We start from the raw sequence: 25315 nt of genomic DNA, 5'->3' as shown, positions 1-25315 counted from the left end.
AGCCCGAGTAGTGGCGCCCAGTTAGGGTGCCCTCTTAGGAAGTGCTTAGCGGTGCTATGTCAATTCTTAGCCGGAATTGGCTAAGGAGGATTAGCGATCTTCTAAACGTTACCTGCGGGCATTGAATTGCCCAACCGTACCCGAGTAAGAGTTCGCAACACCTTCGACAGGACGCTCTGAGTGATCATCAAGAGGGTCCGAGCCGCCATCTAAGGGGCGGGATAGAAGTACTGAGCGAGTGAAATCGCTCGGCCGGCCGAGCATCGCCAAAAGGCTAAAGCCATGAAGCGGTTCTTGACCAAATTGAAGGGACGGGTCAGCTATGGGGACGTAATCGGAACCATTGCCCTCGTACTGACGGTGATCAGGTTCTTCCTATGAACCGTTGGGCGGTGCTTGCACCGCCCTTCTCTGTTTAAACAGCGAATGGCTGAGAAACATAGGGTGGGCGATACTGCCCACCTCCCCGATCCCCGCCACGGCGAGAAGGCACGTGTAGGGTGGGTTTTCAACCCACCGCACCGATCCCCTGTGACCGCACCGCCCGGGAGCGCCGTGCCTTGATCGCGCCCCAGCGGGTCGAAAAATCCGTATCTCCGCGCGGCAGCATCCAGACAGCATGCAGGTGATCCGGCAACACCACCCAGGCGTCGATGTGGAACGGGCGCTCCCTTCGCGTTTTCCAAACCGCCGAACGCAGCAGATCGATTTGGTCGGTGAGCAATCCGCTCCCCTTGTTGGCCAGCGTCAAGGTAAAGAAAATCGTGGCACCGGGCACCCTGGGCCTGACATAGATCGACATGTGCGAACTCTGTCACCCCGGGGTTAACATATTTTGAACACATTCTTCCCTAGACTGTCTCAGCATCGAGGCGCGTGAAATGCGCTGCCTAAGGATGTGTGGGAGAGAAAACGCATGGCTTGGATCGGAGTATTTCTGGGGACCTTTGCCGGTCTTGCCTGCAGTATCCTGGGCTTTCTGTTTTGGAACCTGCCACTCTGGGCCGCCCTGCTACTCTATCCGGTGACCGGATCCGCCATCACGGTTTCCGTAGTCGTGTTCTTCTTGTTGCGCGAAGCGCAGAGTCCTGCCGCAGAACCGATGGCCAGCGGCAGAACCGTCAACGGTTAAACGAGGCCTTGCTCAGAACGCGGTCCCGGTCTTGAACCCCAGCTTCTTCAGAACCATGGCCGCCGGACAGAAACCGGTGACCGAGGACTGGATCAGATTCACGCCGATGAACACGGTGAACCACATCCACAAGGGCGAGACCAGCGCGGTCAGCAAGACGCTGAGCAACACCATGAAGCCAGCAAACATCATCACGGCACGATCGAGGGTCATTCATCCAACTCCTGTCAATCGCCGGGCGACGCGCCCGGCCTTGAGGTACATATAACCTCGCCAGAAATCACATTCAAGTATAAGAATGTTTCTAGCCGCGCACCCAACCGACGATCTGCCCGGACTGCATCGCGCCTGACTGGCGTTTCTTTTCCTTGCCACGTTCAAAGGCGACCATGGTCGGAATGCCGCGAATGCCGTATCGGCCTCCGGTGGACTGGTGTTTCTGAGTGTCGAGCTTGACCAGCCGCGCCTGCCCCGCCAGTGCCCCGGCCGCCTTGGCGTATTCCGGGCCCATCATTCGGCAAGGGCCACACCATGGCGCCCAGAAATCGACCACCAGCGGCAGGTCGTCGTTCTTCTTCGCCTTTTCGAGGATCGCGGGATCAACATCCCGCGCCTGCCCCGTGACCAGCCCGTCGCCACATTTTCCACATTTGGCGCCAGCGGTCAGCCGGGCCTCGGGTACGCGGTTGAGCTGGCCACAAGCCAGACATGTCAGTGTCTTGTCACCCATCTCGGCTCTCCGAAAGCATCACATTCAGAAAGTGACATAGGTTGCAGCAGATCACCCTGCAAGGGTCGTCCTCATGCCATACCGCGCGCAAAAGCCAGCGGGGAATGAGCCATGTCGCGCCCGCGCCGCAGCAGGCGGCGGGACACGATCCAGACCAACGGTACCGCAACGATCGCGACCGGCAGCCCCCAGACAAGGCTCAAACCATCGGGCCACAAGATGCCAGCCGTCAGATAGCCGGCGCCTATCGGCGCCAATGACGTCGCGAATAACGACGCCACCGAGGCGAACAACTGTCCCCGTGCCCAGGCCGGTGCGGCCGGGTCATGCGCCCGACCATAAGCCCAGGCATAGATCAGCACTGCCAGCGAAAGCCCGGCAATACCCACCAGAATCTGCATGATGATCTCCACGATCCGGGCGCCGGATGCCCGTCGGGTCCACGCTGGCCCGTCACTCTGAGTCGGGCGCCCGAAGCGATATGATATGCAGCTTTTGCAAACTGAAAAGAGGGCTTCGTCCGCCCTGTTCCGCCGTTCGGCGGCAATCAGCCTGCGGCGGTGCCGTCCACCGGGCGGGGTCTGCCCTGCTCGTCGATCGCAACGAAAGTGAACACCGCTTCGGTCACCTTCTCGCGCAGTCCCTGCCGGTCGCGCAACGCCCAGGCCTCGATCTCGATCGCCATCGAACTGCGTCCGACACGCACCACCTGGCAGTAAATGCACAACACGTCACCGACGCCCACGGGCCGGATGAACTTCATCGCATCCACCGCAACCGTGGTCACCCGCCCCCCTGCGCGGGCGCCAGCGGTCAGGCCAGCGGCGATGTCCATCTGGCTCAGCACCCAGCCACCAAAGATGTCGCCGTTCACGTTCACATCGCGCGGCATCGCAAGTGTGCGCAGGGTGAGTTCACCATTGGGTTGCGGGTCGGTCATGGCGCGATATCCTCTTTGCTGCACTGCGGCTGGAGACAGCGTAAAGCAATTCGCGGGCGACTCCGCAATCATCATCACGTTCCGGTGCACCGCCTTTCATGCCATCACACAAATGGGCATGTTGGCTCTATGCGACGTCTCAACACAGTCCTCTTGCCGGGCGCGGTCTTGCTTGTATTCGCGCTGATTGCGCAGATCGCCGGGCTGACGCTCAGACTGGGTGCGCACCCATGGTGGGCGCAAAAGGTGATCTGGATCGGTCTGCCGCTGGGTATCGGTCTGGCGATCCTTGCCGGGGCGCTCGGGATCCCGCGCCTGCCAAGGCAGGGCGGATTCGCCCTGCTGACTCTCGCTGCCTTTCTGACCGCTCATTTGGGAAAGTCCCGCTTTGCCGCCTCCTTTGCCGAAGATACACTTGCCGGCCAGGCTTGGTATTTCGGTTGGATCGCCACTTGTGCCTTTGCCGCCGCAACTCTGGCATCACTTTTCCGCTATAGCCGCCAAACGCATTGACCAAGCGGAACAGGCACCGGAAAATACCTGATATTACCGTTTCAAGATGCGAGGCCAGACATGATCACGCGCCGGACATTCATCGCCGCTTCGGTTGCGGCCGGTACGCTGCCATGGGCGGTGCAGGCCAACGCCAGTGCAGAGTTCGACCCAACACCACAATTCGTGCGGATCAAGAAAGCGTTCGAACCCGGACATTTGCTGATCCTCCCGCGTTCTTTCTACCTCTACTACGTGACCGAGGAACGTCAGGCGATCCGTTACGGATGTGGCGTCGGCAAGGCCGGGCTGGAGTTTACCGGCAACGCCACCATCGACGTCAAAAAGGAATGGCCCACGTGGCGCCCGACGCAAGAGATGATCGAGCGCGACCCGCGAACCTATGCCAAATTCGTGGACAACTCCTATGTTCAGCCCGGCGGCCCGGGGAACCCGCTGGGGGCAAGGGCGCTCTACCTGTTCCAGAACGGTGTCGACACCTATTTCCGCATTCATGGCACCACTCAGCCCGAAACCATTGGACAGGCTGCATCGAACGGCTGTATCCGCATGCTCAACGAGCACGTGATCGACCTGTACAACCGGGTGCCTCTCGGCACGCTCGTGACGGTGCTCTGACGCTCGGATTTCAGCGCCAGACCGGCGGTAATGCGAGATTCTTCTTGCCAAACGCGTAAGCGCGACCCATTTCTGGGGGCGCAACGTTACGCTATCGACCATACTGCTCCTTTTCCGGCTCAGTCCTCGATTTCGCATTGACCGAGCCGATCTGCCGCATATCGCGGGCAGGGAATTGAAAGAACAGACAGGAGATATGACGATGGCCACCGGCACCGTCAAATGGTTCAACACCACCAAAGGCTTCGGCTTTATCGCCCCCGAAGAAGGCGGCAAGGATGTGTTCGTGCACATTTCCGCCGTTGAACGTTCGGGGCTGACCGGCCTCGCCGACAACCAGAAAGTCAGCTACGAGTTGAAGCCCGGACGCGACGGCCGCGAATCCGCGGTCGACCTGAAGCTGCTCTGAGCTTTTGCGCGTCGGGTCCGCCTTGCCGGACCCGGCCCTTTCTAAGGGGCGGACCAATCCACATCCGTCGCCTTCTCGATCCGCAACCGGCCCTTGGGCCAGAGGCGCATCAGCGCTTGAAGCTGCGTTTCATCGCCAATCAGCCAGATCTGCACATCTGCGAGTGTCAATAGCACTCCTATCCGGTGAGGACTCGGCGCGTTACGCCAGCTGCCGGGTCAGAAAGAAGCGTCCCGGCATCTCATTCCTCCGCCGACCGGATAAGGTCCAGCACATGCGGACCCAGCGCCGCGACGATTCGCGCCACACCTTCGGCATTGGGGTGGATACCGTCGCCCTGCATAAAGCCTGACACCGCCGAGGGGTCGCCCTCAGCCGCGAGCCCGGCAAAGAAGCTCGGCGCAAAGAGCGCACCGTACTGGGCCGCCAACTCGGGATAGATGGCATCGAACGCCGCCTTGTACTCGGCGCCGTAATTGCCCGGTGCCTGCATGCCGATCAGCAGCACCTCGACCCCGGCCTGTTGCGCCTCGGTCAGGATTGTTGCCAGATTGCCGCGCGCCACCTCGGGCGCGATGCCACGCAGCAGGTCATTGCCGCCCAGCGCCACGATCATCGCATCCACCTCGGGCGTCAGGGTCCAGGCCACACGCGCCGCGCCGCCCGCCGTGGTATCGCCCGATACGCCTGCATTGATCAGCGTGACCTCGGCCCCCTCAGCCACCAGCCAGCGTTGCAACTGGGGTACGAAGCCCTGATCCTGCACGAGGCCATAGCCCTGGGTCAGGCTGTCGCCCAGCGCGGCGATCACCACCGGTTCGGCCGTTGCAGCCGCGCCCCACCCCGTCAACAGAAGCCCGATCAAAGCCTTGCGCATATCCCTCGACGCTCCATATGCCCTAGAATACCCAAGCAAAGGCCCATCATGACCGACCCTGCCATTCTCCTAGAAGATGCCCGTTTGTCGCTCGAAGGCAATGCCGGGCGGGTCGATATCCTGCGCGGTATCTCGCTCAGCGTGCCCGCCGGGCAGACGTTGGGGCTGGTCGGGCCATCGGGGTCGGGCAAATCCTCGCTGTTGATGCTGATGGGCGGGCTCGAACGCGCCACCGGTGGCCTGGTACAGGTGCTGGGCCAAGATCTGGGCGCGATGGACGAGGACGCATTGGCCCGCTTCAGACGCGACCGGATGGGCGTGGTGTTCCAAAGCTTTCACCTGATCCCCACCATGACCGCGCTGGAAAACGTGGCGACGCCGCTGGAACTGGCTGGCCACCGAGACGCGTTCGACCGCGCGGCGGCCGAGCTTGCGGCGGTGGGTCTGTCCCACCGCGCCGGGCATTATCCGGCGCAACTCTCGGGCGGCGAGCAACAGCGCGTCGCACTGGCCCGTGCCGCGGCCCCGCGCCCTGCAATCCTGCTGGCCGACGAGCCGACCGGCAATCTGGACGAGGCCAATGGCGCCGCGATCATGGACCTTTTGTTCGGCCTGCGCGACCAGTATGGCGCAACGCTGGTATTGGTCACCCACAGCGCCCGCTTGGCCAGCCGCTGCGACCGGGTGGTCCGCCTGCGCGATGGCCGTATCGAGGACACCGAGAGCCGCGAGGCCGCGCAATGAGCCTGCGACTGGCCGCCCGCCTCGCCCGGCGCGAGTTGCGCGGCGGGCTGCGGGGGTTCCGCATCTTTCTGGCCTGTCTGGCGCTGGGCGTCGCCGCCATTGCCGCCGTCGGCTCGGTCCGCAGCGCAATCGAGGCCGGGCTGACCCGCGAGGGTGCTGCCCTTCTCGGCGGTGATGCGCAGATGAGTTTCACCTATCGCTTTGCCACCCCCGACGAGCGAGACTGGATGCAGGCCCGCGCCAGCCGGGTTTCGGAACTGGTGGATTTCCGCTCGATGGCCGTCGTGGGCGATGAGCGCGCCCTGACCCAGGTCAAGGCGGTGGACAGTGCCTACCCCCTGCTCGGCAGCGTCACGCTGGACCCAGACCTGCCGCTTGATCGGGCGCTGGAGGGCGCCGATGGCCTGCCCGGTGGGGTAATGGAACCGGTTCTGTCCGACCGGCTGGGGTTGCAACCCGGTGATCGCTTTCGGCTGGGCACGCAGGATTTTGTCCTGATGGCACGGCTGATGCGGGTGCCGGACGGTGTCGCAGACGGCTTTGCCCTCGGACCCCGCACCCTGGTGCGGACCGAGGATCTGGCGCAATCCGGCCTGTTGGCGCCGGGCACCCTCTTTGACACCAAATACCGGCTCGACCTGCCCCCCGAGAGCGATCTGGCCAGCATCTCGCAAGAGGCCCGCGCGCGCTTCGCCGACAGTGGCCTGCGCTGGACAGATGCGCGCAACGGCGCCCCCGGTATCGCCGATTTCACCCGGCGGCTGGGCGCGTTCCTGATCCTTGTCGGACTATCTGGCCTGGCTGTGGGCGGCATCGGAGTCTCGGCTGCGGTGCGCGCCTATCTGGCTGACAAGACCGCCACCATTGCCACGCTGCGCACGCTGGGCGCCGACCGGCGCACCGTGTTCCAGACCTATTTCCTGCAAATCGGCGCGCTGTCGGGCCTTGGCATCCTGCTGGGGCTCGCGCTCGGCGGGTTCGCGCCCCTGCTGCTGGCGCCGCTGATCGAGGCACAACTACCGGTGCCGGCTGTCTTTGCGATCTACCCGGAGCCGCTGGCCGAAGCCGCGATCTATGGCCTGCTGACGGCGCTGGTCTTTACCCTTTGGCCTCTGGCCCGGACCGAGGAGGTGCGCGCCGCGACCCTGCTCCGCGATGCCCTGTCCCGTGCCCCGCTGCTGCCGCGACTTCGCTATGTGCTGGCCACGGGCGCCGGACTGGTCCTGCTCTGCGGGCTGGCCGCGTGGTTCAGCGGGGCGCTGGCACTGACACTCTGGACATTGGGCGGCATCGCCGGGGCGCTCCTCTTGCTCGCCCTCGCCGCCGGCGCGGTGCGGGCGCTCAGCCGTGCCGCTGCCCCGCTCGCGCGCGGTCGCCCGGCGCTTCGCTGGGCGCTGGCCTCGATCTCTTCGCCACGGCAGGGGGCCGCGCCTGTGATGCTGTCGCTGGGCCTGGGCCTGTCGGTGCTGGCCGCCGTGGGCCAGATCGACGGCACCCTGCGCAATGCGATTTCCGGCAACCTGCCCGATGTGGCGCCCTCGTATTTCTTTGTCGATATCCAGCGTGACCAGATGCCCGGCTTTACCGCCCGGCTGCGAAACGACCCTGGCGTCAGCCGCATTGAAAGCGCGCCGATGCTGCGCGGAATCATCACGCGTATCAACGATCTGCCCGCGCGCGAGGTCGCCGGAAACCATTGGGTGCTGCGTGGCGATCGGGGGGTGACCTATTCCGCCGAACTGCCCGACACCACCCGGCTGACCGAGGGCGAATGGTGGCCCGAGGATTACGCAGGTCCGCCCCTGATCAGCTTTGCCGCCGAAGAGGCGGCCGAGATGGGCCTGCAACTGGGCGATACCCTGACCGTCAACATCCTGGGCCGCGATATCACCGCCCGCATCTCCTCGTTTCGCGAGGTCGATTTCTCGACCGCGGGCATGGGGTTCATCATGGCGATGAACCCTGCTGCCCTGTCCGGCGCCCCCCATAGCCATATCGCCACGGTCTATGCCGACGAGGCCGCCGAGGCCGCCATTCTACGCGATCTGGCCAGCAGCTATCCCAACATCACCGCGATCCGGGTGCGCGACGCCATCGACCGCGCCTCCGGCCTGCTGGCCGGGTTGGCCAGCGCCACATCCTATGGCGCAGGCGTCTCTTTGCTGACCGGGTTTCTGGTACTGATCGGCGCCGCCGCCGCAGGTCAGGGCGCACGCATCTACGAGGCGGCGGTACTGCGCACCCTGGGCGCGTCGCGCCGCCGTATCCTGCTGAGCCTTGCACTGCGCAGCGCCTTTCTCGGCGCCGCTGCCGGAACCATCGCGCTGGCCGCAGGCATCCTGGGCGGCTGGGCGATCAGCCGCTTTGTCTTCGAGACATCATTCTCGGTGATCTGGCCTTCGGCACTGGCCATCGTGCTGGGGGGCGTATCAGCGGTACTTGCTGCAAGCCTTGTGTTCTCTCTGTCCCCGCTCGCCACCCGCCCGGCGCGCGTCCTGCGTGCCCGAGAATGAATCAGCCCACCTGGGACACACTCTACCGCGCGCAGACCACCGGATTGAGGATCTTGAGCAGGTCGGTGTTGTCACAAACCAGCGCATCCAGCGTGATCTCGTCCAGCGAAGCATAAAACGCCTGCGCCGCATCCCTCAGTGCCAACCGAAGGCGGCAAGCATCGGTCAAGGGACAGCTGTTATCGGCATCGGCGAAACACTCGACCATCGGCAGATTGCCCTCGACATGTCTGAACACCTCACCGATGCGGATCGCATCCGCGGCCATGCCCAGACACATGCCGCCATTGCGGCCCCGCTGCGTGGTCAGGAACCCCAACTGGCTGAGCTGGTTGATTACCTGGGCCAGATGGTTCTCGGAAATGTTGCAGACTTCGGCAATCTCGGACTTGGTCACCAGCCGGTCCGGATGCGCGGCGCAGTACATCAGCAGCCGAACCGCAATATTGGTGCGCTTGGTAATGCGCATGATCGGGTCCTCCCCCGTGGGATTTCATCTGCAAGCCTTATTGCACAACCCGGGAAAAACCTGTTTGACATACATCAATTGCACCGGATCGGCGGCGAGGCACCTATGGCAGACCCCTATTTCTTTGGCTACGGCAGCCTGGTGAACCTGGCAACCCACGACTTCCCCGATCCGCGCCCGGCCCGCCTGCATGGCTGGCGGCGCGTCTGGCGTCATACAGACCTCAGACAAGTGGCCTTTCTGACGGCACTTCCGGATGCGGATTGCAGCATCGACGGCATGATCGCCCATGTGCCCAATGACGACTGGCAAGCACTCGATGCGCGCGAATGGGCCTATGACCGCGTCGCGGTCACCGACCAGGTGCGCCACGACCTGAAGCAGCCCGCCGAGATCGCGGTCTATGCGGTGGCACCGGAAAAACAGAGCGTGCCGAGCACCCGGCACCCCATCCTCCTCAGCTATATCGACGTGGTGGTACAGGGCTATCTGCATGCCTTCGGCCGCGAGGGCGTGCGTGATTTCTTTGACACCACCAGCGGCTGGGAAGCACCCATTCTCGACGACCGCTCCCAGCCGCGCTACCCGCGCCACCAGCAACTCAAGGCAGAAGAGACCGATCTGGTGGACCGGTCCCTCATCGAAATCGGCGCGCGCATCGTCGCGGTGACCTGAACGCGCAGCCCTTCATTTCGCCGCAAATACTCCCGCCGGAGGCGTCAAGATTTTTCGTCGAAAAATCTTGCGCTCCCGCTCAGCCGCGCGCGCGGATCACCTGCATCAGCGGCAGCAGGGTGGCCATTTCCGGCCCGCGCTCCATGCCGGTCACCGCCTTTCGCAGCGGCATGAACAGCCCCTTGCCCTTGCGGCCGGTGACCTCTTTCACTGCCTGGGTCCAGGTGCTCCAGCTGTCACCGTCAAGCGGCCCTTCGGGCAACAGCGCCATGGCCTCGGCCACAAAGGCGCGATCTTCGTCGGCGATCAGCGGCTCTGCCCCATCCCTGCACAGCGCCCACCACTCCGCCAGATCGTTCAGCGTGGTGATGTTCTCGCGCGCCATCAGCCAGAAGGGCGCAGCCAGGTCCTCGGGCACGCCTGCTGCGGCCACATCCTCCGCCACCGCCTCCAGCGGCAGCGCCTGCAAATAGCGCCCTGTCAGCGGGAACAGGTCCTGCACATCGAACTTGGTCGGCGCCGCGCCAAAGCGGGTCACGTCGAACCCCTCGATCAGCTCGGCCATGTCGCTGCGCAGCTCGACCGGATCGGACGAGCCGAGCCGCGCCATCAGGCTGAGCAGCGCCATCGGCTGCACCCCTTGCTCGCGCAAATCGCGCAGGGCCAGCGTGCCCAGGCGCTTCGACAACGCCTCGCCCTGCGGGCCGGTCAGCAGCGAATGATGCGCAAAGCGGGGGTGTTCGAACCCGAGCGCCGCCATGATCTGGATCTGGGTCGCGGTGTTGGTCACATGGTCCGAGCCGCGCACCACATCGGTGACGCCCATATCGGTATCATCGACCACCGACGCCAGCGTATAGAGAACCTGACCGTCGCCCCGGATCAGGACCGGGTCGCTGACACTGGCCGCGTCGATCGAGATATCCCCTAGGATGCCGTCAGTCCACTCGATCCGCTCCTGGTCCAGCTTGAACCGCCACACGCCGTTGCCACGCTCGGCCCGCAGGGCGTCTTTCTCACCCTCCGACAGCGACAGCGCCGCCCGGTCATAGACCGGTGGCTTGCCCATGTTGAGCTGCTTCTTGCGCTTCAGGTCCAGTTCGGTCGGGGTCTCGAACGCCTCGTAGAACCGACCCATGTCGCGCAGCTTGTCGGCAGCCTCGGCATAGCGGCCCAGCCGCTCGGACTGACGCTCTACCCGGTCCCAATGCAGGCCCAGCCAGTCGAGGTCCTGCTTGATCGCGTCGACATATTCCTCTTTAGACCGCTCTGGGTCGGTGTCATCGATGCGCAGGATGAAGGTGCCACCCGCCTTGCGGGCGATCAAAAAATTCATCAGCGCGGTGCGCAGGTTGCCCACATGGATGTAACCTGTGGGCGAAGGGGCGAAACGGGTGGTGGTCATGGACATCTCCTGTTGCCGATCCCCTTGTCACAAGGCCCGGCAATTGTCCAGTTCGGCGCCCTGCCACCTTCTTCAAACCAACACCATCGCCAATCCGCTTGCGGGTATAGACCTGATCACCCGGCGCCACCTGAAATCCGCACAGATTTATGCATTAATACCGAGGTTGCCGGTGCCTCGACCTGCCCTATCCTTTTGGGTGTTTCACACATAACTGGGGAGGTCTGATCATGAACCTGAAGCTTTCGCGCCGCGCCGCCTTGACCGGTGCCGCATCCCTACCGCTTGCCGCTGTCGCGGCGCCCGTCCTGGCCGGTGCCCATGGCGGAAAGGCGGCGGCTCCCATCGCCCGCTCGTTCAAGCTGGGCAGCCTGGGGGTGACCACCCTTCTTGACGGCAGCCTGCCGCGAGACGGGGCCAAGGACATCTTTGGCGGTGGCGCATCGGACGAGGATTTCGCCCGTGTCTCGGCCGAGAACTTCATCCCTGCCGAGACGGCACAATTCTTCTTTACCCCTACGCTGGTCGATACCGGGGCCGAACTGGTGCTATTCGACACCGGTCTGGGCCAGGGCGGCATCACCCGCGCGCTAGAAGCAGCTGGCGTTGCGCCCGAAGCCATCGATGTGGTGGTAATCACCCATATGCATCCCGACCATATCGGCGGCATGATGACCGATGGCGCCCCCACCTTTGCCAATGCCCGTTATGTCACCGGCGCCGCCGAATACGATTTCTGGTCCAAGGCCGAGGCCGGTAACCGGGTCGGTGACCTCGTCAAGTCGCATGTAACGCCGCTGGCGGAGAAAATGACCTTTGTCGAGCCGGGCGCCTCGGTCGCCGCCGGAGTAACGGCGGTCGATGCCTCGGGGCACACGCCGGGCCATATGGGTTACATGCTGGAGAGCGACGGGCAGCAGCTGATGCTGACCGCCGATCTGGCGAACCATTATGTCTGGTCCTTCGCGCATCCTGAATGGGAAGTACGGTTCGACATGGACAAGGCCAAGGCAACCGCCTCGCGCCGTCAGATCCTGGGCATGCTGGCCGCCGACCGGGTGCCGATGATCGGCTATCACATGCCTTTCCCCGCGGCAGGTTACGTGGAAGCGCGCGGTGACGGTTTCCGCTTCGTGCCCGTCAGCTATCAGTTGATGGGCTAAGGCTCCGGGCTCAGTACCCCGGATCGGGCGCCACCCGGCTGCCATCGCTGAACCGCGACAGGCGAAACTCCCATGGGTCCACCACCGGGGGTTCGCTTGTCGCCAGATCGGCGATCAATCGCCCGGCGCCCGGCCCGATCCCGAACCCGTGCCCGGAAAACCCCGTTGCTATGAACAGTCCCGGCAGATCCGGGACACCCGAGATCACCGGGATCGCATCCGGGGTCACGTCGATCATCCCGGCCCAGCTTTGCATGATCTCGGCCCCGTCGAGCATCGGAAAGGCGCGGCGGGCGGCGGACCATGCACGGCGCAGGTGTTTCTGCGATGGCTCCGGGTCGAGTATCCGGGTCAGCTCGAACGGGGTCACATCGCCCGGCTGCCACTGGCGCGCCATCTGCGCCTCTTCCAGCCAGCGGCGCGACAGCCGAAAGCGCAGCGAACGCCATTCCTGCCGGAAAGCGGGCAGGAACCGATGTGCCAGCCGCAGGCTGTCGGGCACAAGATCAACCGTGTTCTGCGTGCCCGCAGCAATGGTAAAGCCACCATCGGCACGGCGGCGCATGGCGAACCCGTCCGACCAATAGGCGGCATTGGGACCCTCGGCCATGGGCGAACTGCGTAACACGGTGTTCAGCACCTTGAGTTGCGGCAGCGATACACCTGCATTGCCAGCAAAGAGGCGCGACCAGGCCCCACCCGCCAAAATCACTCTGGAACAGGCCACCCGGCCCCGTTCGGTATAGACCCCGGTCACCCGGCCCGCCTCGACGTCGACCGAGCGCACAGCACAGGCGGTCAGGATTTGTGCACCCCGGTCACGGGCGCCCTCTGCAATCGCGGGGGCGGCCCATTGCGGCTCGGCCCGGCCGTCCTGCGGCATGAACAGTGCCGCGCCCGGCGGCTTGCGGTGACCGGGTAGTTGGGTGGCAAGCTCCGCCCCCTCAATCATCCGGGCCCGCGTGTCCAGCCCATCCACATGGCGCGCCCAGCGCTCCAGATTCCCGGTGCTGCGCCGCCCCGAAGAGGCAAACAGGATGCCAGAGCGCACAAAACCGGTGTTGCGTTCCAGACGCGCATCCAACCCGTCCCAGATCTCCAGCGCCGCCTGCATAAGTGGGATCTCGCGCGGGTCGCGCATGCCCAGCCGCACCCAACCCCAGTTGCGTGAGCTTTGTTCAGCCCCGATCTGACCCTTTTCGCACAACAGGACCGAGACCCCTCGTTCCGCCAATTCCAGCGCTGCCGAGACACCGATGATGCCACCACCAACCACAACGACCTCGACCTGCTTCGGCAGGGCAAGGTCGGAATAGAAATCGGTCGGGCGGGGTCCGGGCATTCGGGCTCATTCATAGGACACAATCAGTGTCAGTGATGTAGCCCGCCCTGCCCGGACGAAAGGGGCTAAATCGACGCGCCGGATCACATCCTTGCGGGCTGTGGCAGAACTGCCATTACCTAGCGTCAGATGTTTCGGCCTGTTCGGCCTGGAACCGCGAGAACGGATCCAACCGCATCTTGTCATGCACCACCGGTGCATCCCGGAAGTCGGGCAGGTACAGCCCCGAGGTCCACCGCTCGGGCAGCCAGGACAACATCCGTTCTATCCCAGCGACGCGCCGCATCGCCCAATCGCGCAGGATCTCGGCCCGGACCGGATCAAACCGCCGGAACCGGCCGAAAGCCGCCGCGACCATCTCAGACATGCGGTCGTGGCCCACAGTCAGATAGGCAATGATCGGCAAGACAATGGCAAGGCCCAGCAACAGCGGAAGCAACCCGGGCCAGCCGATCAAGATCGCAAGCGCCAGGATGGCGGCAGAGTGGCGCCATTTCGGCTGATAGCGCGCTCTGCTTTGCGTCTCTTGAGGGGCTTCCGGCACGGCGGGTGCGATCTCGGGCAGGGTCTTGCGCGGCTTGGGCCTCGGCGCAGGCGCCTCTTCGCGCATCACCGCCTCGACGACCTTGTCGATGACGGCTTCGTCGATCTCACGCGGTGGCGATTTCAGCATTTCCACCCCTTGCGGGGGCGCGTTCAGAGGATTCAACATGGCACACATCCCAGATACGAGTATCCATCACCCCGATTTGCACCAGGTTTGAGGGCAAAGGCGGTGACAATGGCGATTTTGCCATCTTCACCGGGTCCGCGCCCTCAAAATGTCATATTTAGGTCAAATTCGCCTCAAATCGGATTTGACCCCGAGACAGTCTCTACTGCCATCAACGATTGTTGCCGATGCCGCATCAACTCGGGTCGCGCCAGCGATTCACGATGGGATATCGCCGGTCCAGCCAGAAGGCGCGCGGGGTCAGCCGGGCACCGGGGGCCGCCTGATAGCGCTTGTACTCGCTGATATAGATCAGATGCTCGACCCGGCGGGCGACATCGCGGTCGAACCCGGCAGCGACGCAATCGGCGATGGAGCCGTCCTGATCGACCAGAATATCCAGGATCGCGTCCAGTTCGGGATAATCCGGCAGGCTGTCGCTGTCCTTCTGATCCGCGCGCAACTCGGCACTGGGTGGCTTGTCGATGACCGAAGGCCGGATCACCTCGCCCGCAGGTCCCATCATCCAGGACCGGTGGTTGGAGTTGCGCCAGCGGCAGGTCTCGAACACCCGTGTCTTGTAGAGATCCTTGATCGGATTATAACCGCCCGCCATGTCGCCATAGATGGTGGCATATCCCACCGCCACCTCGGACTTGTTGCCGGTGGTCAGCAGCATTTCGCCAAACTTGTTGGAAAGCGCCATCAGCAACAGGCCACGCAGGCGGGACTGGATGTTCTCTTCGGTCAGCCCCGGTTCGGTCCCCGCAAAGAGAGGTGCCAGCGTGTTGGTCACCGCCGCCCGGCTTTCCGAGATCGGGACATAGTCATATCGAACGCCCAGCGCCTGCGCCACGGCCTCGGCGTCCTCCAGCGACTCGGCGCTTGTATATTCCGAGGGCAGCATGACACAGCGCACGTTTTCTGCGCCCAAGGCGTCGGCTGCGATTGCCGCCACAAGCGCCGAATCCACCCCGCCGGACAGGCCCAGCAGCGCCTTTCCAAAGCCGGCCTTGCGCATGTAATCGCGCAGGCTTTCGACCATCACGCGGTAATCCTGCTCCCAGGCATCGGGCAGCAGCGCCACCTCGCCCTTGGCGATGCGCCAGCCTTCGGTTCCGCGTTCCAGATCGACATGGGTGATCGCCTCGTCAAAGACAGGCATGCGAAAGGCCAGCGCGCCACCCGGGTTCAGGCCAAAGGTGCCACCGTCGAACACCTGATCATCCTGACCACCCACCATGTTGAGATAAATAAGCGGCAGACCGGTCTCGACCACACGTGCCACCATCTGGTTGATCCGAGTATCATACTTGTCGCGGTAATAGGGCGACCCGTTAGGCACCAGCAGAAACTCGGCCCCGGTCTCGGCCAGGGTTTCGGCGACATCTTCGTGCCAGGCATCCTCGCAGATCGGGCTGCCGATGCGGGTATTGCCCACCGAATAGGGTCCGCCCAGCGGTCCGGCATCGAAAATGCGCACCTCGTCGAAAACGGTCTCGTTGGGCAGGTGGGTTTTGAGCGAGCGGCTGACGATCTTGCCACCCCGCAGGATCAGGTAGGCGTTGTAAAGCTTGCCGTCCTCGACCCACGGGCCGCCAATGGCCAGCGCCGGCCCGTCGGCGCACTCCTCGGCGAGCGCCTCGACCATGGCGATGGCGGCATCGTGAAACACCGGTTTCAACACCAGGTCTTGCGTGTTGTACCCGGTCACGAACATCTCGGGCAGCGCCACCAGGTCGGCCCCCGCCGCGCGTCCCCGCTCCCAAGCCATGCGGGCCTTGGCGGCATTGCCAGCCAGGTCGCCCACGGTGGGATTGAGCTGCGCCAGAGTGATACGGAAACGGTCGGCCATGATGCCCCCTTGCCCTTGCTCCTGATCTGCCGATTTATCAGATCGACGCGCGAGGAAAAGCCAAATGCGGCAAAAGACATTGCCCCTTGCCCGGACCTGCCTTAATTTCGCGGTGCCGCATTCAGACGGTCGACAGGGCAGACAGAGGCATCAATGACCAGAAACCGCAGACGCATCGCATTTGCCGCCATGCTGGCCATGGCCCCAGCGGCCTATGCCCAGCAGGACCAGGTTCTGACCACGCAGGACGAGATCGGCGGCGTCTACGAGGGCACGTTCCGGGGCGGCCTACAACATGGCACCGGCACCTATCGGCTGCCGAACGGCTATGAATACAGCGGCGAATGGGTCGATGGAGAAATCCGCGGCCGCGGCGTCGCGCGCTTTCCCAACGGGTCGGTCTACGAGGGCGATTTCGCCCAGGGCAAGCCCGAAGGCATGGGCAAGATCACCTTTTCCGACGGCGGTACCTATGAGGGCGAATGGTCGGACGGGGTTATCAACGGCCAAGGCGTCGCGATCTATGCCAATGGTGTCCGATACGAAGGCGGGTTCCGCGATGCCAAGCATCACGGCAAGGGCGTGATGCAAAGCCCCGGTGGATATGTCTATGATGGCGACTGGGTCGACGGCCAGAAAGAGGGGCTGGGCAAGATCACCTATCCCGACGGCGCCGTCTACGAGGGCGGCATCGTCGCGGGGCAGCGTCATGGCGAGGGCACGCTGACCCTGCCCGACGGACTCGTCTATGTGGGCTTCTGGGCCGATGGGCAGATCAACGGCAAGGGCACGCTGACCCAGGCCAATGGAGATGTCTACGAGGGCGACCTGATCGCCGGGCGGCGCGAAGGCAAGGGCAAGGTCACCTATGCAAACGGCGATGTCTATCAGGGTGATTTCACCGATGACCGGCGCGAGGGTCAGGGCATCTTCACCGGCACCGACGGCTACAGCTATGCCGGGTCCTGGGTTGCCGGCCAGATCGAAGGCCAGGGCCGCGTCACCTATCCCGATGGCTCTGTCTACGAGGGCAATTTCCGCGCCGATCTGGCCGATGGACAGGGCAAGATCACCTATCCCGACGGGTCAAGCTATGAGGGCGAGTGGGTCGCCGGCGTGATCGAGGGCACGGGGACCGCGATCTATGCCAATGGCATCGTCTACAAGGGCACCTTCAAGAATGCCAAGAACCACGGCCAGGGCATCATGACCTATGCCGACGGCTATCGCTATGAGGGCGAGTGGCAGGACGGGGTCCGCCACGGACAGGGCAAGGCCACTTATCCCGACGGTTCGGTCTATACCGGCCAATATGTCAACGGCCAGCGCGAGGGCGACGGCGAGATCGTAATGGCCGACGGGTTCCGCTACAAGGGCCAGTGGCAGGCGGGCAAGATCAGCGGTATCGGCGTCGCCACCTATGCCAATGGCGATGTCTACGAAGGCCATTTCCGCAATGGTAAGCGTCAGGGCGAAGGCACCATGAAATATGCCAGCGGCCAGGAAGAAAAGGGCAACTGGGACAATGGCGCGCTGACCAAGGGCGATCCGGCCCCCGCCGCGTCTGACGGCTAGACGATATCTCCGCCGTCAAGCCGGGCCAGCAGGGTGTGGGCATCCGACAGGATTTTCCGGCGCTGATCCGGATCCATCCGCTCCCACGTCCGGTACATGTTACCCATGCGAGGATTGTCCGCGAACCGGTCCCGATGGCGGTCCAGAAAGCTCCAGTATAGCAGGTTGAAAGGGCATGCTCGGTCTCCGGTCTTGGCCTTGACGTCATAGGCGCATGTCTTGCAGTGGTCCGACATCCGATTGATGTAGGCACCGCTCGAAACATAGGGTTTGGACGCCACGATCCCGCCATCGGCGAACTGGCTCATGCCAATGGTGTTCGGGGCCTCGACCCACTCGAAAGCATCGGCGTAAACGGCCAGATACCATTCGTGGACCTGCTGCGGATCAACACCCGCCAGAAGGGCGAAGTTACCGGTGATCATCAAGCGCTGGATATGATGGGCATAGGCCTCGTCCCGCGTCTGTGACACCGCCTCGCGAATACAGGTCATCCGCGTCTCGCCGCCCCAGTAGAAGGCTGGCAGATCTCGCTGGTGTCCCAGCGCATTGGATGCCGTGTATCCAGCTCCCTCGAGAAAATAGATGCCCCTTACGAATTCGCGCCAACCGATGATCTGTCGAATGAAACCCTCGACGGCGTTCAAGGGCGCATGGCCCTGGCGCCAGGCCTGTTCGGCGGCACGGCAGACCTCCAGCGGGTCCAGCAGACCGAGATTGAGATAGACCGACAGGACGGAATGATACAGAAACCGTTCCCTCGTCAGCATCGCATCCTGGTAGTCACCAAAAAGAGGCAGCGCCTCGGTGATGAAATGGTCAAGCGCCTGCAACGCCTGTTCCCGGTCGGTGGCAAACCAGAACGGGCGCAGCGTACCGAAACTGGTATCAAAACGGGCCGCAACAAGGTCGAGAACCTCGGCAGTGACGCTATCAGGCGCGAATTGCATCGGGGCCGGAAACTGGTGGCCGCTCGGGGGTCGCTTGCGGTTTTCGGCATCATAGTTCCAACTGCCACCAGCAGGCTGATTGCCCTCCATCAACAACCCGGTCTTGCGGCGCACGTCGCGATAGAACCACTCCATGCGCAACTGGCTGCGCCCATTTGCCCAGTCCTCGAAATCGCGCCGGGACGCGATGAACCGCGTGTCGGGGAGAAGCGTCACCTTGAGCGGCAGTTCGCGAAGCTGGCCGATCAACCGCCACTCGCCGGGTGTCGTAGCTAAAACCTCGGTTGCGCCAGTTTCATCGGCACGGCGCAGCAGTTCGGCGGGAATGGAGCCCCCCGTCTCCGGGTCGTCAAGCCGTGCATAGGCAACGTGCCACCCTTCCGCGCGCAGCTGCACCGCGAACTTGCGCATTGCCGCAAGTACCAGCGCAATCTTCTTGGGGTGATGTGGAACGTATCCGGTCTCGGAGGAGACCTCGGACATCACAACGATATCGTGCTCACGATCCGCAGCAGCAAGCGCCGATAGACCCTTACTCAATTGATCGCCTAGCACCAGAACAAGACGGGTCACCAGGGAACCTCTTTCCCAGCCCAATCATAAAAGCCGCCGCTCTGTTCCAGGGTTAATTCGTCAATCACGCGCAACAGGTTCGATGCCGCCTCGGCCGGCGACACCGCAGGGTGGCGGACAAGGTATTTTTCGGTGAATGCCGTAGCCACCGTTCCGGGATGCAAGGCGACACACACCGCCTGCTTGTGGCTGCGCGCCAGCTCGATGGCAGCAGTTCGAACGATCTGGTTCAACGCCGCCTTCGAGGCACGATAGCTGACCCACCCGCCCAGACGATTGTCACCGATCGACCCGACCCGCGCGGAAAGCATCGCGAACACGCCACGTTTGTCTTTCGGCAAAAGACGAGCCGCCTCGCGCAGCACTAGGGCCGGGCCGATCGCGTTCAGGGCAAACTGGTCGGCCATCGCCCGAGCCGACAGCGCGCGCAGAGACTTTTCAGGCGCGGCTCCGTCGATCTCGAGCGCGCCTGTCGCCACTACTACCAGATCATACGGAGGATCGAGCGCCCGCAACAACCGTGCTGTTCCCTGATCATCGGTCAGGTCCAGCCCATCTGTGGAACGTGACACCCTGGTTACGGCAACGCCGCGCGCATCAAGTGCTGCCGCAATGGCGGCTCCGATCCCTCCGGTCGCGCCGATAACAAGTGCTTTTTCCATGTTTCCGCAGCTAGCGGAAACCACACCGACTTCAATATCGACCGGTCTTCGGGGCCTGCATTTTCGCCCTTCCCATTCCCGCGTGCACCGTTATAACCTTGACCCATGATCAACCGCGCAGACATATCCCTGATCGGCACCGCCATTCCTGGCGCCGTTCTGCGTGGCCTACTGATCCTAATCCGCCTCTGAGCGTGCCCTTTCGGCGCGCCCGCTCAGAGGAGGAGTCTTGCGCGCCATTTGGCTTAGGACAGATACGAAAGTTACCGACATGACCCATGCGACCGACCAAGACCGCGTCTTGATCTTTGACACCACCTTGCGCGACGGCGAGCAGAGCCCGGGCGCCACCATGACCCACAACGAAAAGCTCGAGATCGCCGAGATGCTCGACGAGATGGGGGTGGACATCATCGAGGCTGGCTTCCCCATCGCCTCCGAGGGCGATTTCAAGGCCGTCAGCGAGATTGCCAAACGTGCGCAGAACAGCCGCATCTGCGGGCTGGCACGCGCCAACTTCGCCGATATCGACCGCTGCTGGGAGGCGGTGAAACACGCCGAGAAGAATCGCATTCACACCTTCATCGGTACCTCGCCGCTGCACCGCGCCATTCCGAACCTGACCCAGGACGAGATGGCCGATAAGATCCACGAAACGGTCAGCCACGCCCGCAACCTGTGCGACAACGTGCAATGGTCGCCGATGGATGCAACCCGGACCGAGTGGGATTACCTCTGCCGGGTGATCGAGATCGCGATCAAGGCCGGCGCCACCACCATCAACATCCCCGATACCGTGGGCTATACCGCCCCCGCCGAAAGCGCCGATCTGATCCGGCGGCTGATCGAAACGGTGCCGGGTGCCGACGATGTGATCTTTGCCACCCATTGCCACAACGACCTTGGCATGGCGACGGCCAATAGCCTCGCCGCCGTCGCCGGTGGCGCGCGCCAGATCGAATGCACCATCAACGGTCTGGGCGAACGCGCCGGCAATACCGCGCTGGAAGAGGTGGTGATGGCGATGAAGACCCGCCACGACATCATGCCCTGGCGCACCGGGATCGACACCACCAAGATCATGGCGATCTCGCGCCGGGTGGCGACCGTCTCCGGGTTCAACGTGCAGTTCAACAAGGCCATCGTGGGCAAGAACGCCTTTGCCCATGAAAGCGGCATCCACCAGGACGGGATGCTGAAGAACCGCGAGAACTTCGAGATCATGCGGCCCGAGGATATCGGTCTCTCGGGGACCTCGCTGCCGCTCGGCAAGCATTCGGGGCGCGCAGCGTTGCGCGACAAGCTCGAACACCTCGGCTACGAGGTCGGTGATAACCAGCTCAAAGACATCTTCGTGCGGTTCAAGGAACTGGCCGACCGAAAGAAAGAAGTGTTCGACGACGATGTGATCGCGCTGATGCGCTCGGGCGAGAATGCCGAACAGGACCATTTGCAGTTGGTGTCGATGAAAGTGATCTGCGGCACCGGTGGCCCGGCCGAGGCGACGGTCGAGATGGAGATTGACGGCAAGGATGTCAGCGCCACCGCACATGGCGACGGGCCGGTAGATGCCAGTTTCAAGGCGATCCGCGAGCTGCATCCCAACAAGGCACATCTGCAGCTCTACCAGGTGCATGCGGTGACCGAAGGCACCGACGCCCAGGCCACGGTCAGCGTTCGGCTGGAAGAGGACGGGATGATTGCCACCGGCGAGTCCGCCAATACCGACACGGTGGTGGCCAGCGCCAAGGCCTATGTCAACGCGCTTAACCGCCTGATCGTGCGGCGCGAGAAGGCAGGACCCGGAGCCGATACCCGCGAGATCAGCTACAAGGACCTGACCTGACGCCTTGATAGATCGGAATTCTGCAAGAATTCCGAAACGGAAAACTTCGTTTTCCGGGCCGTTTTCCGGCTCGGAAAACGGCGCCCCTCTCAGAGCTGGGCGAACAGGCCCGAAAGGCGCGCCGCCTCGTCGGCAAGCCCGAAGGGCGCATTGATCACGAACATGCCCGACCCGACCATCCGGTGTCCCTCGCGGGCGGGCGCAAAGCGGACCTCGTGACGCAGGGCTTTTGGCAGGTCCAGACGTTCCAGTGCCGCCAGCATCACCTTGTGCCGTCCGTCGGTCAGGATCGGATACCAGAGCGCGATCACGCCGACATTCCATTTGCGGTGCAACTGGCCGATCACCGAAGGCATTCGGTCGTAATCGGCCTTCACCTCGTAGCTGGGATCGATCAGCATCATGCCTCGTCGAGGATTGGGCGGCAGCAGCGACTGCGCCATCTCGAACCCGTCTCGCTGATAAACCCGCGCCGAGAATCCCGCCACTGCCTGTTCCAGCGCCGCATGTTCCTGCGGATGCAGCTCGGCCAGGTGCATCATATCACCGGGCCGAAGCAGATGCGCCGCCACCAGCGGCGAGCCGGGATAGGCCATAGCGCCGTGATCCCTCCGCACAGCTGCCAGCACCCGCGTCATTGGATGGGCCGGATCGAACCATGCCGCCCCTTCGGCCCGGCCGATTCCGGCCCGCGCCTCGCCCGTGCGCACCGCCTCGGCCGCATCCAGGTGATAAAGTCCGCGCCCCGCATGCGTTTCCAGATAGCTCAGCGGCTTGTCCTTGCGCGTCAGATAGTCAAGCGCCACCGCCAGCAGCGCATGTTTCTGGACATCGGCCAGGTTCCCGGCATGATAAATGTGCTGATAAGATAGCATTTGCCTGTCCTGCCCCGCGTCATATGTCTCGGCGCGGCGGATTGGTGCTGACCCGCGCAGAATCGGCCCTTTTCCACAGTGCCTGCGCGCCCTATAAGTCAATCGGCCCCGAGCCGTCGAGTCGCGGGCAATCGCAACAATCGAGAAGAGCAGGATCAACCGCAATGGGGTTCTTTGACAATTTGAGTGGTCTGTTCGCAGCGGACATGGCCATCGACCTGGGAACCGCCAACACGCTGGTCTATGTCAAGGGACGGGGCATCATCCTGTCCGAACCCTCGGTGGTGGCCTATCACGTCAAGGACGGGGTCAAGAAGGTTCTTGCCGTGGGCGAGGATGCCAAGCTGATGTTGGGCCGGACCCCGGGCAGCATCGAGGCGATCCGCCCGATGCGCGAAGGTGTGATCGCCGATTTCGACACCGCCGAAGAGATGATCAAGCATTTCATCCGCAAGGTGCACAAACGCTCGACCTTCTCGAAACCCAAGATCATCGTCTGCGTCCCCCATGGCGCCACCCCGGTGGAAAAGCGCGCGATCCGTCAGTCGGTGCTGAGCGCCGGCGCCCGCCGCGCCGGGCTGATCGCCGAACCCATCGCCGCCGCCATCGGGGCCGGCATGCCGATCACCGACCCGACCGGCAACATGGTTGTCGATATCGGCGGCGGCACCACCGAGGTGGCTGTCCTGTCGCTGGGTGACATCGTCTATGCCCGCTCGGTCCGCGTCGGCGGCGACCGGATGGACGAGGCGATCATCAGCTATCTGCGCCGCCAGCAGAACCTGCTGGTGGGCGAAAGCACCGCCGAGCGCATCAAGACCTCGATCGGCACCGCGCGCATGCCCGATGACGGGCGCGGCCAGTCGATGCTGATCCGGGGTCGCGACCTGCTCAATGGCGTGCCAAAGGAGATCGAGATCAGCCAGGCCCAGGTGGCGGAGGCGCTGGCCGAACCGGTGCAGCAGATCTGCGAGGCGGTGATGACCGCGCTGGAAACCACGCCGCCCGATCTGGCCGCCGACATCGTCGACCGCGGCGTCATGCTGACCGGCGGCGGTGCGTTGCTGGGCGATCTTGACCTGGCCCTGCGCGAACAGACCGGTCTAGCGGTTTCGATTGCCGATGAAAGCCTGAACTGCGTCGCACTCGGCACCGGAAAGGCGCTGGAATACGAAAAGCAGCTGCGCCACGCGATTGACTACGACAGCTAAGCCGCGCAGGATCCGGGGGTAACTGGCGGTCTAGGCGGCTGCCATCCGGCGGCTCGGACGATTGGCGGAAAGGACCTCTTTGGCACGCGACCGCTCACAGCGCGAGGACTATGCCGGCCCCCTGCGCCGCCTGTTGCTCGGGGTTCTGCTGCTGTGCCTGCTGGGCATCTTTCTGGTCTGGCGTATCGACAGCCCGCGCGTCGAACGCTTCCGCGCCCAGGTCGTCGACACGGTCATCCCCTCGATGGACTGGGCCATGGTGCCGGTCACCGGCACCATCAACCTCATCCGCGATTTCCAGAGCTATCAGCGGCTGAGCGAGCAGAACCGCGAGCTGCGCAGCGAGCTGCGCCAGATGCGCGCCTGGAAAGAGGCCGCGTTGCAGCTGGAACAGGAGAATGCCCGGTTGCTCGATCTCAACAATGTCCGGCTTGATCCGCGCCTGACCTATATCACCGGCGTTGTGATGGCCGACAGCGGCTCACCCTTCCGGCAGTCTGTCCTGTTGAACGTAGGCGCCCGCGACGGGATCGTCGACGGCTGGGCCGCGATGGACGGGATCGGACTGGTGGGCCGGATCTCGGGCGTGGGCCAATCCTCGGCTCGGGTCATCCTGCTTACCGACGCGGCAAGTTCGATACCCGCCACCATACAGCCCTCGGGCCAGACGGCGCTGATCACTGGCGACAACACGGCGGCCCCGGTGGTGGATTTCCTGGAGAACCGCGAATTGGTCCGACCCGGCGACCGGGTCGTCACCTCGGGCGATGGCGGCGTATTTCCCGCGGGTCTCTTGATCGGCCAGGTGGCCGAAGACCGGACCGGGCGCCTGCGCGTGCGCCTTTCGGCCGACTATGAGCGGCTCGAGTTCCTGCGCGTGCTGCGCCATCACGGCACCGAGCAGATCGACGATCATGGCGGCGTGGTCGGGCCGACGGCACCAGCCGCGCCCGACACCTCGGCGCTGGCGCAACCTGCAGAGGCCGCTGATGGATAGCCTCGCGCCCTCGCGCATCTGGGTGATGCGCCTATGCTATGCCGGTTTGGCGATGGTGATCCTGTTCTTTCACCTGCTGCCGCTCGATACCCTGCCAAGGGGCTGGGCGGCGCCTGACCTGCTGCTGGCTCTGACGCTGGCCTGGGCGCTGCGTCGGCCCGATTTCGTACCACCGCTGCTGATTGCGATCGTCATCCTGCTTGCCGATTTGCTGCTGCAACGCCCTCCTGGCCTGCTGGCAGCGTTGACGGTGGCGGGTGCTGCCTTTCTGCACAGCCGCTTCGGCGGACATGGTGAAACCGGGTTTGTTGCGGAATGGCTGGCGGTGGCCGTGGTGTTGATTGCAATCGCCCTGTTCTACCGGATCGTTCTAGCGATCACTTCGGTCGATCAGGCGCCGCTGTTCCTGATGGCCTCGCAACTGTTGCTGACCATCCTGATCTATCCGCTGGTGGCCGGGTCCAGCCAGGCGGTGTTCGGTGTGCGCCGCCTGACGCCAGCCGATGCCGAAGCACTGGGAGCCCGTTGA

General features: G+C 63.7%; 28 protein-coding genes. 13 read left to right on the top strand and 15 right to left on the bottom strand.

The window, feature by feature from the left end; translation table 11 throughout:
- Positions 1 to 508: 508 nt before the first annotated feature.
- Entirely contained in the window at positions 509 to 802 is a 294-nt protein-coding gene (locus AC2FNA_RS07820) for an REP-associated tyrosine transposase (protein ID WP_496825452.1), read from the bottom strand.
- Positions 803 to 916: 114 nt separating this feature from the next.
- Between AC2FNA_RS07820 and AC2FNA_RS07815 the strand changes: the two genes are divergently transcribed.
- Positions 917 to 1132 carry a hypothetical protein gene (locus tag AC2FNA_RS07815; protein WP_496825451.1) on the top strand — a complete coding sequence of 72 codons (216 nt, stop codon included), beginning with the start codon at positions 917 to 919 and terminating at the stop codon, positions 1130 to 1132.
- Positions 1133 to 1144: 12 nt separating this feature from the next.
- Here the strand turns inward: AC2FNA_RS07815 and AC2FNA_RS07810 are convergent, their stop codons facing one another.
- The 4 genes from AC2FNA_RS07810 to AC2FNA_RS07795 all read right to left on the bottom strand — a co-directional run bounded on the left by AC2FNA_RS07810 (position 1145) and on the right by AC2FNA_RS07795 (position 2802).
- Positions 1145 to 1345: a YgaP family membrane protein gene (locus tag AC2FNA_RS07810; protein ID WP_044027833.1), complete on the bottom strand. Its 201-nt coding sequence runs from the start codon at positions 1343 to 1345 to the stop codon at positions 1145 to 1147.
- Between the two features lie 91 nt (positions 1346 to 1436).
- Positions 1437 to 1862, bottom strand: a complete 426-nt coding sequence (locus AC2FNA_RS07805; protein ID WP_496825450.1) for a thioredoxin domain-containing protein — start codon at positions 1860 to 1862, stop codon at positions 1437 to 1439.
- A 71-nt stretch (positions 1863 to 1933) separates the two neighbouring features.
- A complete protein-coding gene (locus AC2FNA_RS07800; protein ID WP_496825449.1) occupies positions 1934 to 2263 on the bottom strand; it encodes a hypothetical protein in 330 nt (109 codons plus the stop codon).
- A gap of 146 nt (positions 2264 to 2409) precedes the next feature.
- A complete protein-coding gene (locus AC2FNA_RS07795) occupies positions 2410 to 2802 on the bottom strand; it encodes an acyl-CoA thioesterase (RefSeq protein WP_234137332.1) in 393 nt (130 codons plus the stop codon).
- 129 nt (positions 2803 to 2931) lie between these two features.
- Here AC2FNA_RS07795 and AC2FNA_RS07790 point away from each other — a divergent pair, with 129 nt between their 5' ends.
- The 3 genes from AC2FNA_RS07790 to AC2FNA_RS07780 all read left to right on the top strand — a co-directional run bounded on the left by AC2FNA_RS07790 (position 2932) and on the right by AC2FNA_RS07780 (position 4342).
- A complete protein-coding gene (locus AC2FNA_RS07790; protein ID WP_496825448.1) occupies positions 2932 to 3315 on the top strand; it encodes a hypothetical protein in 384 nt (127 codons plus the stop codon).
- A gap of 60 nt (positions 3316 to 3375) precedes the next feature.
- Positions 3376 to 3933 (top strand): L,D-transpeptidase, encoded by a 558-nt coding sequence (locus tag AC2FNA_RS07785; RefSeq protein WP_234137330.1) that lies wholly within the window; start codon positions 3376 to 3378, stop codon positions 3931 to 3933.
- Positions 3934 to 4135: 202 nt separating this feature from the next.
- Positions 4136 to 4342: a cold-shock protein gene (locus tag AC2FNA_RS07780; RefSeq protein ID WP_011046198.1), complete on the top strand. Its 207-nt coding sequence runs from the start codon at positions 4136 to 4138 to the stop codon at positions 4340 to 4342.
- A 41-nt stretch (positions 4343 to 4383) separates the two neighbouring features.
- Here AC2FNA_RS07780 and AC2FNA_RS07775 read toward each other — a convergent pair whose 3' ends face one another.
- Complete coding sequence (locus AC2FNA_RS07775) at positions 4384 to 4512, bottom strand: hypothetical protein (protein ID WP_496825447.1); 129 nt, start codon at positions 4510 to 4512, stop codon at positions 4384 to 4386.
- Between the two features lie 71 nt (positions 4513 to 4583).
- Positions 4584 to 5219 carry an arylesterase gene (locus AC2FNA_RS07770; RefSeq protein WP_234165664.1) on the bottom strand — a complete coding sequence of 212 codons (636 nt, stop codon included), beginning with the start codon at positions 5217 to 5219 and terminating at the stop codon, positions 4584 to 4586.
- A gap of 48 nt (positions 5220 to 5267) precedes the next feature.
- Between AC2FNA_RS07770 and AC2FNA_RS07765 the strand changes: the two genes are divergently transcribed.
- Both AC2FNA_RS07765 and AC2FNA_RS07760 read left to right on the top strand, forming a co-directional pair.
- A complete protein-coding gene (locus AC2FNA_RS07765) occupies positions 5268 to 5963 on the top strand; it encodes an ABC transporter ATP-binding protein (protein WP_496825446.1) in 696 nt (231 codons plus the stop codon).
- Positions 5960 to 8476: an ABC transporter permease gene (locus AC2FNA_RS07760; RefSeq protein ID WP_496825445.1), complete on the top strand. Its 2517-nt coding sequence runs from the start codon at positions 5960 to 5962 to the stop codon at positions 8474 to 8476. Before AC2FNA_RS07765 ends, AC2FNA_RS07760 begins: the two co-directional genes overlap by 4 nt.
- A gap of 22 nt (positions 8477 to 8498) precedes the next feature.
- Here the strand turns inward: AC2FNA_RS07760 and AC2FNA_RS07755 are convergent, their stop codons facing one another.
- On the bottom strand, positions 8499 to 8945 hold the full coding sequence (locus AC2FNA_RS07755) for an RrF2 family transcriptional regulator (RefSeq protein WP_496825444.1): 447 nt from the start codon (positions 8943 to 8945) through the stop codon (positions 8499 to 8501).
- Between the two features lie 105 nt (positions 8946 to 9050).
- On the opposite strand from AC2FNA_RS07755, the gene AC2FNA_RS07750 reads away from it, so the two are divergent.
- The gene (locus AC2FNA_RS07750) at positions 9051 to 9620 is read left to right on the top strand and encodes a gamma-glutamylcyclotransferase family protein (protein WP_496825443.1); all 570 of its coding nucleotides are present in this window, start codon (positions 9051 to 9053) and stop codon (positions 9618 to 9620) included.
- 79 nt (positions 9621 to 9699) lie between these two features.
- Here AC2FNA_RS07750 and gltX read toward each other — a convergent pair whose 3' ends face one another.
- On the bottom strand, positions 9700 to 11025 hold the full coding sequence (gene gltX, locus AC2FNA_RS07745; RefSeq protein ID WP_496825442.1) for a glutamate--tRNA ligase: 1326 nt from the start codon (positions 11023 to 11025) through the stop codon (positions 9700 to 9702).
- Positions 11026 to 11255: 230 nt separating this feature from the next.
- Here gltX and AC2FNA_RS07740 point away from each other — a divergent pair, with 230 nt between their 5' ends.
- Positions 11256 to 12188: an MBL fold metallo-hydrolase gene (locus AC2FNA_RS07740; RefSeq protein ID WP_496825441.1), complete on the top strand. Its 933-nt coding sequence runs from the start codon at positions 11256 to 11258 to the stop codon at positions 12186 to 12188.
- A 10-nt stretch (positions 12189 to 12198) separates the two neighbouring features.
- On the opposite strand, the gene AC2FNA_RS07735 is transcribed toward AC2FNA_RS07740, so the two are convergent.
- The 3 genes from AC2FNA_RS07735 to AC2FNA_RS07725 all read right to left on the bottom strand — a co-directional run bounded on the left by AC2FNA_RS07735 (position 12199) and on the right by AC2FNA_RS07725 (position 16097).
- Positions 12199 to 13530 carry an NAD(P)/FAD-dependent oxidoreductase gene (locus tag AC2FNA_RS07735; protein ID WP_496825440.1) on the bottom strand — a complete coding sequence of 444 codons (1332 nt, stop codon included), beginning with the start codon at positions 13528 to 13530 and terminating at the stop codon, positions 12199 to 12201.
- A 115-nt stretch (positions 13531 to 13645) separates the two neighbouring features.
- Positions 13646 to 14242: a hypothetical protein gene (locus AC2FNA_RS07730; RefSeq protein ID WP_496825439.1), complete on the bottom strand. Its 597-nt coding sequence runs from the start codon at positions 14240 to 14242 to the stop codon at positions 13646 to 13648.
- Positions 14243 to 14438: 196 nt separating this feature from the next.
- On the bottom strand, positions 14439 to 16097 hold the full coding sequence (locus AC2FNA_RS07725) for an NAD+ synthase (RefSeq protein WP_496825438.1): 1659 nt from the start codon (positions 16095 to 16097) through the stop codon (positions 14439 to 14441).
- Positions 16098 to 16250: 153 nt separating this feature from the next.
- On the opposite strand from AC2FNA_RS07725, the gene AC2FNA_RS07720 reads away from it, so the two are divergent.
- On the top strand, positions 16251 to 17672 hold the full coding sequence (locus tag AC2FNA_RS07720; RefSeq protein WP_496825437.1) for an MORN repeat-containing protein: 1422 nt from the start codon (positions 16251 to 16253) through the stop codon (positions 17670 to 17672).
- Here AC2FNA_RS07720 and AC2FNA_RS07715 read toward each other — a convergent pair.
- On the bottom strand, positions 17669 to 19195 hold the full coding sequence (locus AC2FNA_RS07715; protein WP_496825436.1) for a cryptochrome/photolyase family protein: 1527 nt from the start codon (positions 19193 to 19195) through the stop codon (positions 17669 to 17671). The genes AC2FNA_RS07720 and AC2FNA_RS07715 overlap by 4 nt on opposite strands.
- Positions 19192 to 19857 carry an SDR family NAD(P)-dependent oxidoreductase gene (locus tag AC2FNA_RS07710; protein ID WP_496825435.1) on the bottom strand — a complete coding sequence of 222 codons (666 nt, stop codon included), beginning with the start codon at positions 19855 to 19857 and terminating at the stop codon, positions 19192 to 19194. Before AC2FNA_RS07710 ends, AC2FNA_RS07715 begins: the two co-directional genes overlap by 4 nt.
- A 271-nt stretch (positions 19858 to 20128) precedes the next feature.
- Here AC2FNA_RS07710 and AC2FNA_RS07705 point away from each other — a divergent pair, with 271 nt between their 5' ends.
- Entirely contained in the window at positions 20129 to 21703 is a 1575-nt protein-coding gene (locus AC2FNA_RS07705) for a 2-isopropylmalate synthase (protein ID WP_496825434.1), read from the top strand.
- An 89-nt stretch (positions 21704 to 21792) separates the two neighbouring features.
- Here AC2FNA_RS07705 and AC2FNA_RS07700 read toward each other — a convergent pair whose 3' ends face one another.
- The gene (locus tag AC2FNA_RS07700) at positions 21793 to 22578 is read right to left on the bottom strand and encodes a 23S rRNA (adenine(2030)-N(6))-methyltransferase RlmJ (RefSeq protein WP_496825433.1); all 786 of its coding nucleotides are present in this window, start codon (positions 22576 to 22578) and stop codon (positions 21793 to 21795) included.
- Between the two features lie 164 nt (positions 22579 to 22742).
- Between AC2FNA_RS07700 and AC2FNA_RS07695 the strand changes: the two genes are divergently transcribed.
- The 3 genes from AC2FNA_RS07695 (at position 22743) to AC2FNA_RS07685 (ending at position 25315) form a co-directional block, all read left to right on the top strand.
- Complete coding sequence (locus AC2FNA_RS07695) at positions 22743 to 23789, top strand: rod shape-determining protein (RefSeq protein WP_011046181.1); 1047 nt, start codon at positions 22743 to 22745, stop codon at positions 23787 to 23789.
- Positions 23790 to 23868: 79 nt separating this feature from the next.
- A complete protein-coding gene (gene mreC, locus AC2FNA_RS07690) occupies positions 23869 to 24786 on the top strand; it encodes a rod shape-determining protein MreC (protein WP_496825432.1) in 918 nt (305 codons plus the stop codon).
- Complete coding sequence (locus AC2FNA_RS07685) at positions 24779 to 25315, top strand: rod shape-determining protein MreD (protein WP_496825431.1); 537 nt, start codon at positions 24779 to 24781, stop codon at positions 25313 to 25315. The genes mreC and AC2FNA_RS07685 overlap by 8 nt, the downstream gene beginning before the upstream one ends.

This window comes from Ruegeria sp. YKSD163 (genome assembly GCF_059612905.1).
This window is presented reverse-complemented; position numbering and strand designations above follow the sequence as displayed.

Excerpts from the sequence above, each read along its gene's own strand:
- AC2FNA_RS07795 (WP_234137332.1), bottom strand. The coding sequence starts at position 2,802 with ATGACCGACCCGCAACCCAATGGTGAACTCACCCTGCGCACACTTGCG.
- AC2FNA_RS07820 (WP_496825452.1), bottom strand. The coding sequence starts at position 802 with ATGTCGATCTATGTCAGGCCCAGGGTGCCCGGTGCCACGATTTTCTTT.
- AC2FNA_RS07770 (WP_234165664.1), bottom strand. The coding sequence starts at position 5,219 with ATGCGCAAGGCTTTGATCGGGCTTCTGTTGACGGGGTGGGGCGCGGCT.
- AC2FNA_RS07720 (WP_496825437.1), top strand. The coding sequence starts at position 16,251 with ATGACCAGAAACCGCAGACGCATCGCATTTGCCGCCATGCTGGCCATG.
- AC2FNA_RS07705 (WP_496825434.1), top strand. The coding sequence starts at position 20,129 with ATGACCCATGCGACCGACCAAGACCGCGTCTTGATCTTTGACACCACC.
- AC2FNA_RS07730 (WP_496825439.1), bottom strand. The coding sequence starts at position 14,242 with ATGTTGAATCCTCTGAACGCGCCCCCGCAAGGGGTGGAAATGCTGAAA.
- AC2FNA_RS07805 (WP_496825450.1), bottom strand. The coding sequence starts at position 1,862 with ATGGGTGACAAGACACTGACATGTCTGGCTTGTGGCCAGCTCAACCGC.
- AC2FNA_RS07750 (WP_496825443.1), top strand. The coding sequence starts at position 9,051 with ATGGCAGACCCCTATTTCTTTGGCTACGGCAGCCTGGTGAACCTGGCA.
- AC2FNA_RS07780 (WP_011046198.1), top strand. The coding sequence starts at position 4,136 with ATGGCCACCGGCACCGTCAAATGGTTCAACACCACCAAAGGCTTCGGC.
- AC2FNA_RS07755 (WP_496825444.1), bottom strand. The coding sequence starts at position 8,945 with ATGCGCATTACCAAGCGCACCAATATTGCGGTTCGGCTGCTGATGTAC.
- AC2FNA_RS07765 (WP_496825446.1), top strand. The coding sequence starts at position 5,268 with ATGACCGACCCTGCCATTCTCCTAGAAGATGCCCGTTTGTCGCTCGAA.
- gltX (WP_496825442.1), bottom strand. The coding sequence starts at position 11,025 with ATGACCACCACCCGTTTCGCCCCTTCGCCCACAGGTTACATCCATGTG.
- AC2FNA_RS07760 (WP_496825445.1), top strand. The coding sequence starts at position 5,960 with ATGAGCCTGCGACTGGCCGCCCGCCTCGCCCGGCGCGAGTTGCGCGGC.
- AC2FNA_RS07685 (WP_496825431.1), top strand. The coding sequence starts at position 24,779 with ATGGATAGCCTCGCGCCCTCGCGCATCTGGGTGATGCGCCTATGCTAT.
- AC2FNA_RS07740 (WP_496825441.1), top strand. The coding sequence starts at position 11,256 with ATGAACCTGAAGCTTTCGCGCCGCGCCGCCTTGACCGGTGCCGCATCC.
- AC2FNA_RS07735 (WP_496825440.1), bottom strand. The coding sequence starts at position 13,530 with ATGCCCGGACCCCGCCCGACCGATTTCTATTCCGACCTTGCCCTGCCG.
- AC2FNA_RS07800 (WP_496825449.1), bottom strand. The coding sequence starts at position 2,263 with ATGCAGATTCTGGTGGGTATTGCCGGGCTTTCGCTGGCAGTGCTGATC.
- AC2FNA_RS07700 (WP_496825433.1), bottom strand. The coding sequence starts at position 22,578 with ATGCTATCTTATCAGCACATTTATCATGCCGGGAACCTGGCCGATGTC.
- AC2FNA_RS07695 (WP_011046181.1), top strand. The coding sequence starts at position 22,743 with ATGGGGTTCTTTGACAATTTGAGTGGTCTGTTCGCAGCGGACATGGCC.
- AC2FNA_RS07790 (WP_496825448.1), top strand. The coding sequence starts at position 2,932 with ATGCGACGTCTCAACACAGTCCTCTTGCCGGGCGCGGTCTTGCTTGTA.
- AC2FNA_RS07815 (WP_496825451.1), top strand. The coding sequence starts at position 917 with ATGGCTTGGATCGGAGTATTTCTGGGGACCTTTGCCGGTCTTGCCTGC.
- AC2FNA_RS07725 (WP_496825438.1), bottom strand. The coding sequence starts at position 16,097 with ATGGCCGACCGTTTCCGTATCACTCTGGCGCAGCTCAATCCCACCGTG.
- AC2FNA_RS07785 (WP_234137330.1), top strand. The coding sequence starts at position 3,376 with ATGATCACGCGCCGGACATTCATCGCCGCTTCGGTTGCGGCCGGTACG.
- AC2FNA_RS07810 (WP_044027833.1), bottom strand. The coding sequence starts at position 1,345 with ATGACCCTCGATCGTGCCGTGATGATGTTTGCTGGCTTCATGGTGTTG.
- AC2FNA_RS07710 (WP_496825435.1), bottom strand. The coding sequence starts at position 19,857 with ATGGAAAAAGCACTTGTTATCGGCGCGACCGGAGGGATCGGAGCCGCC.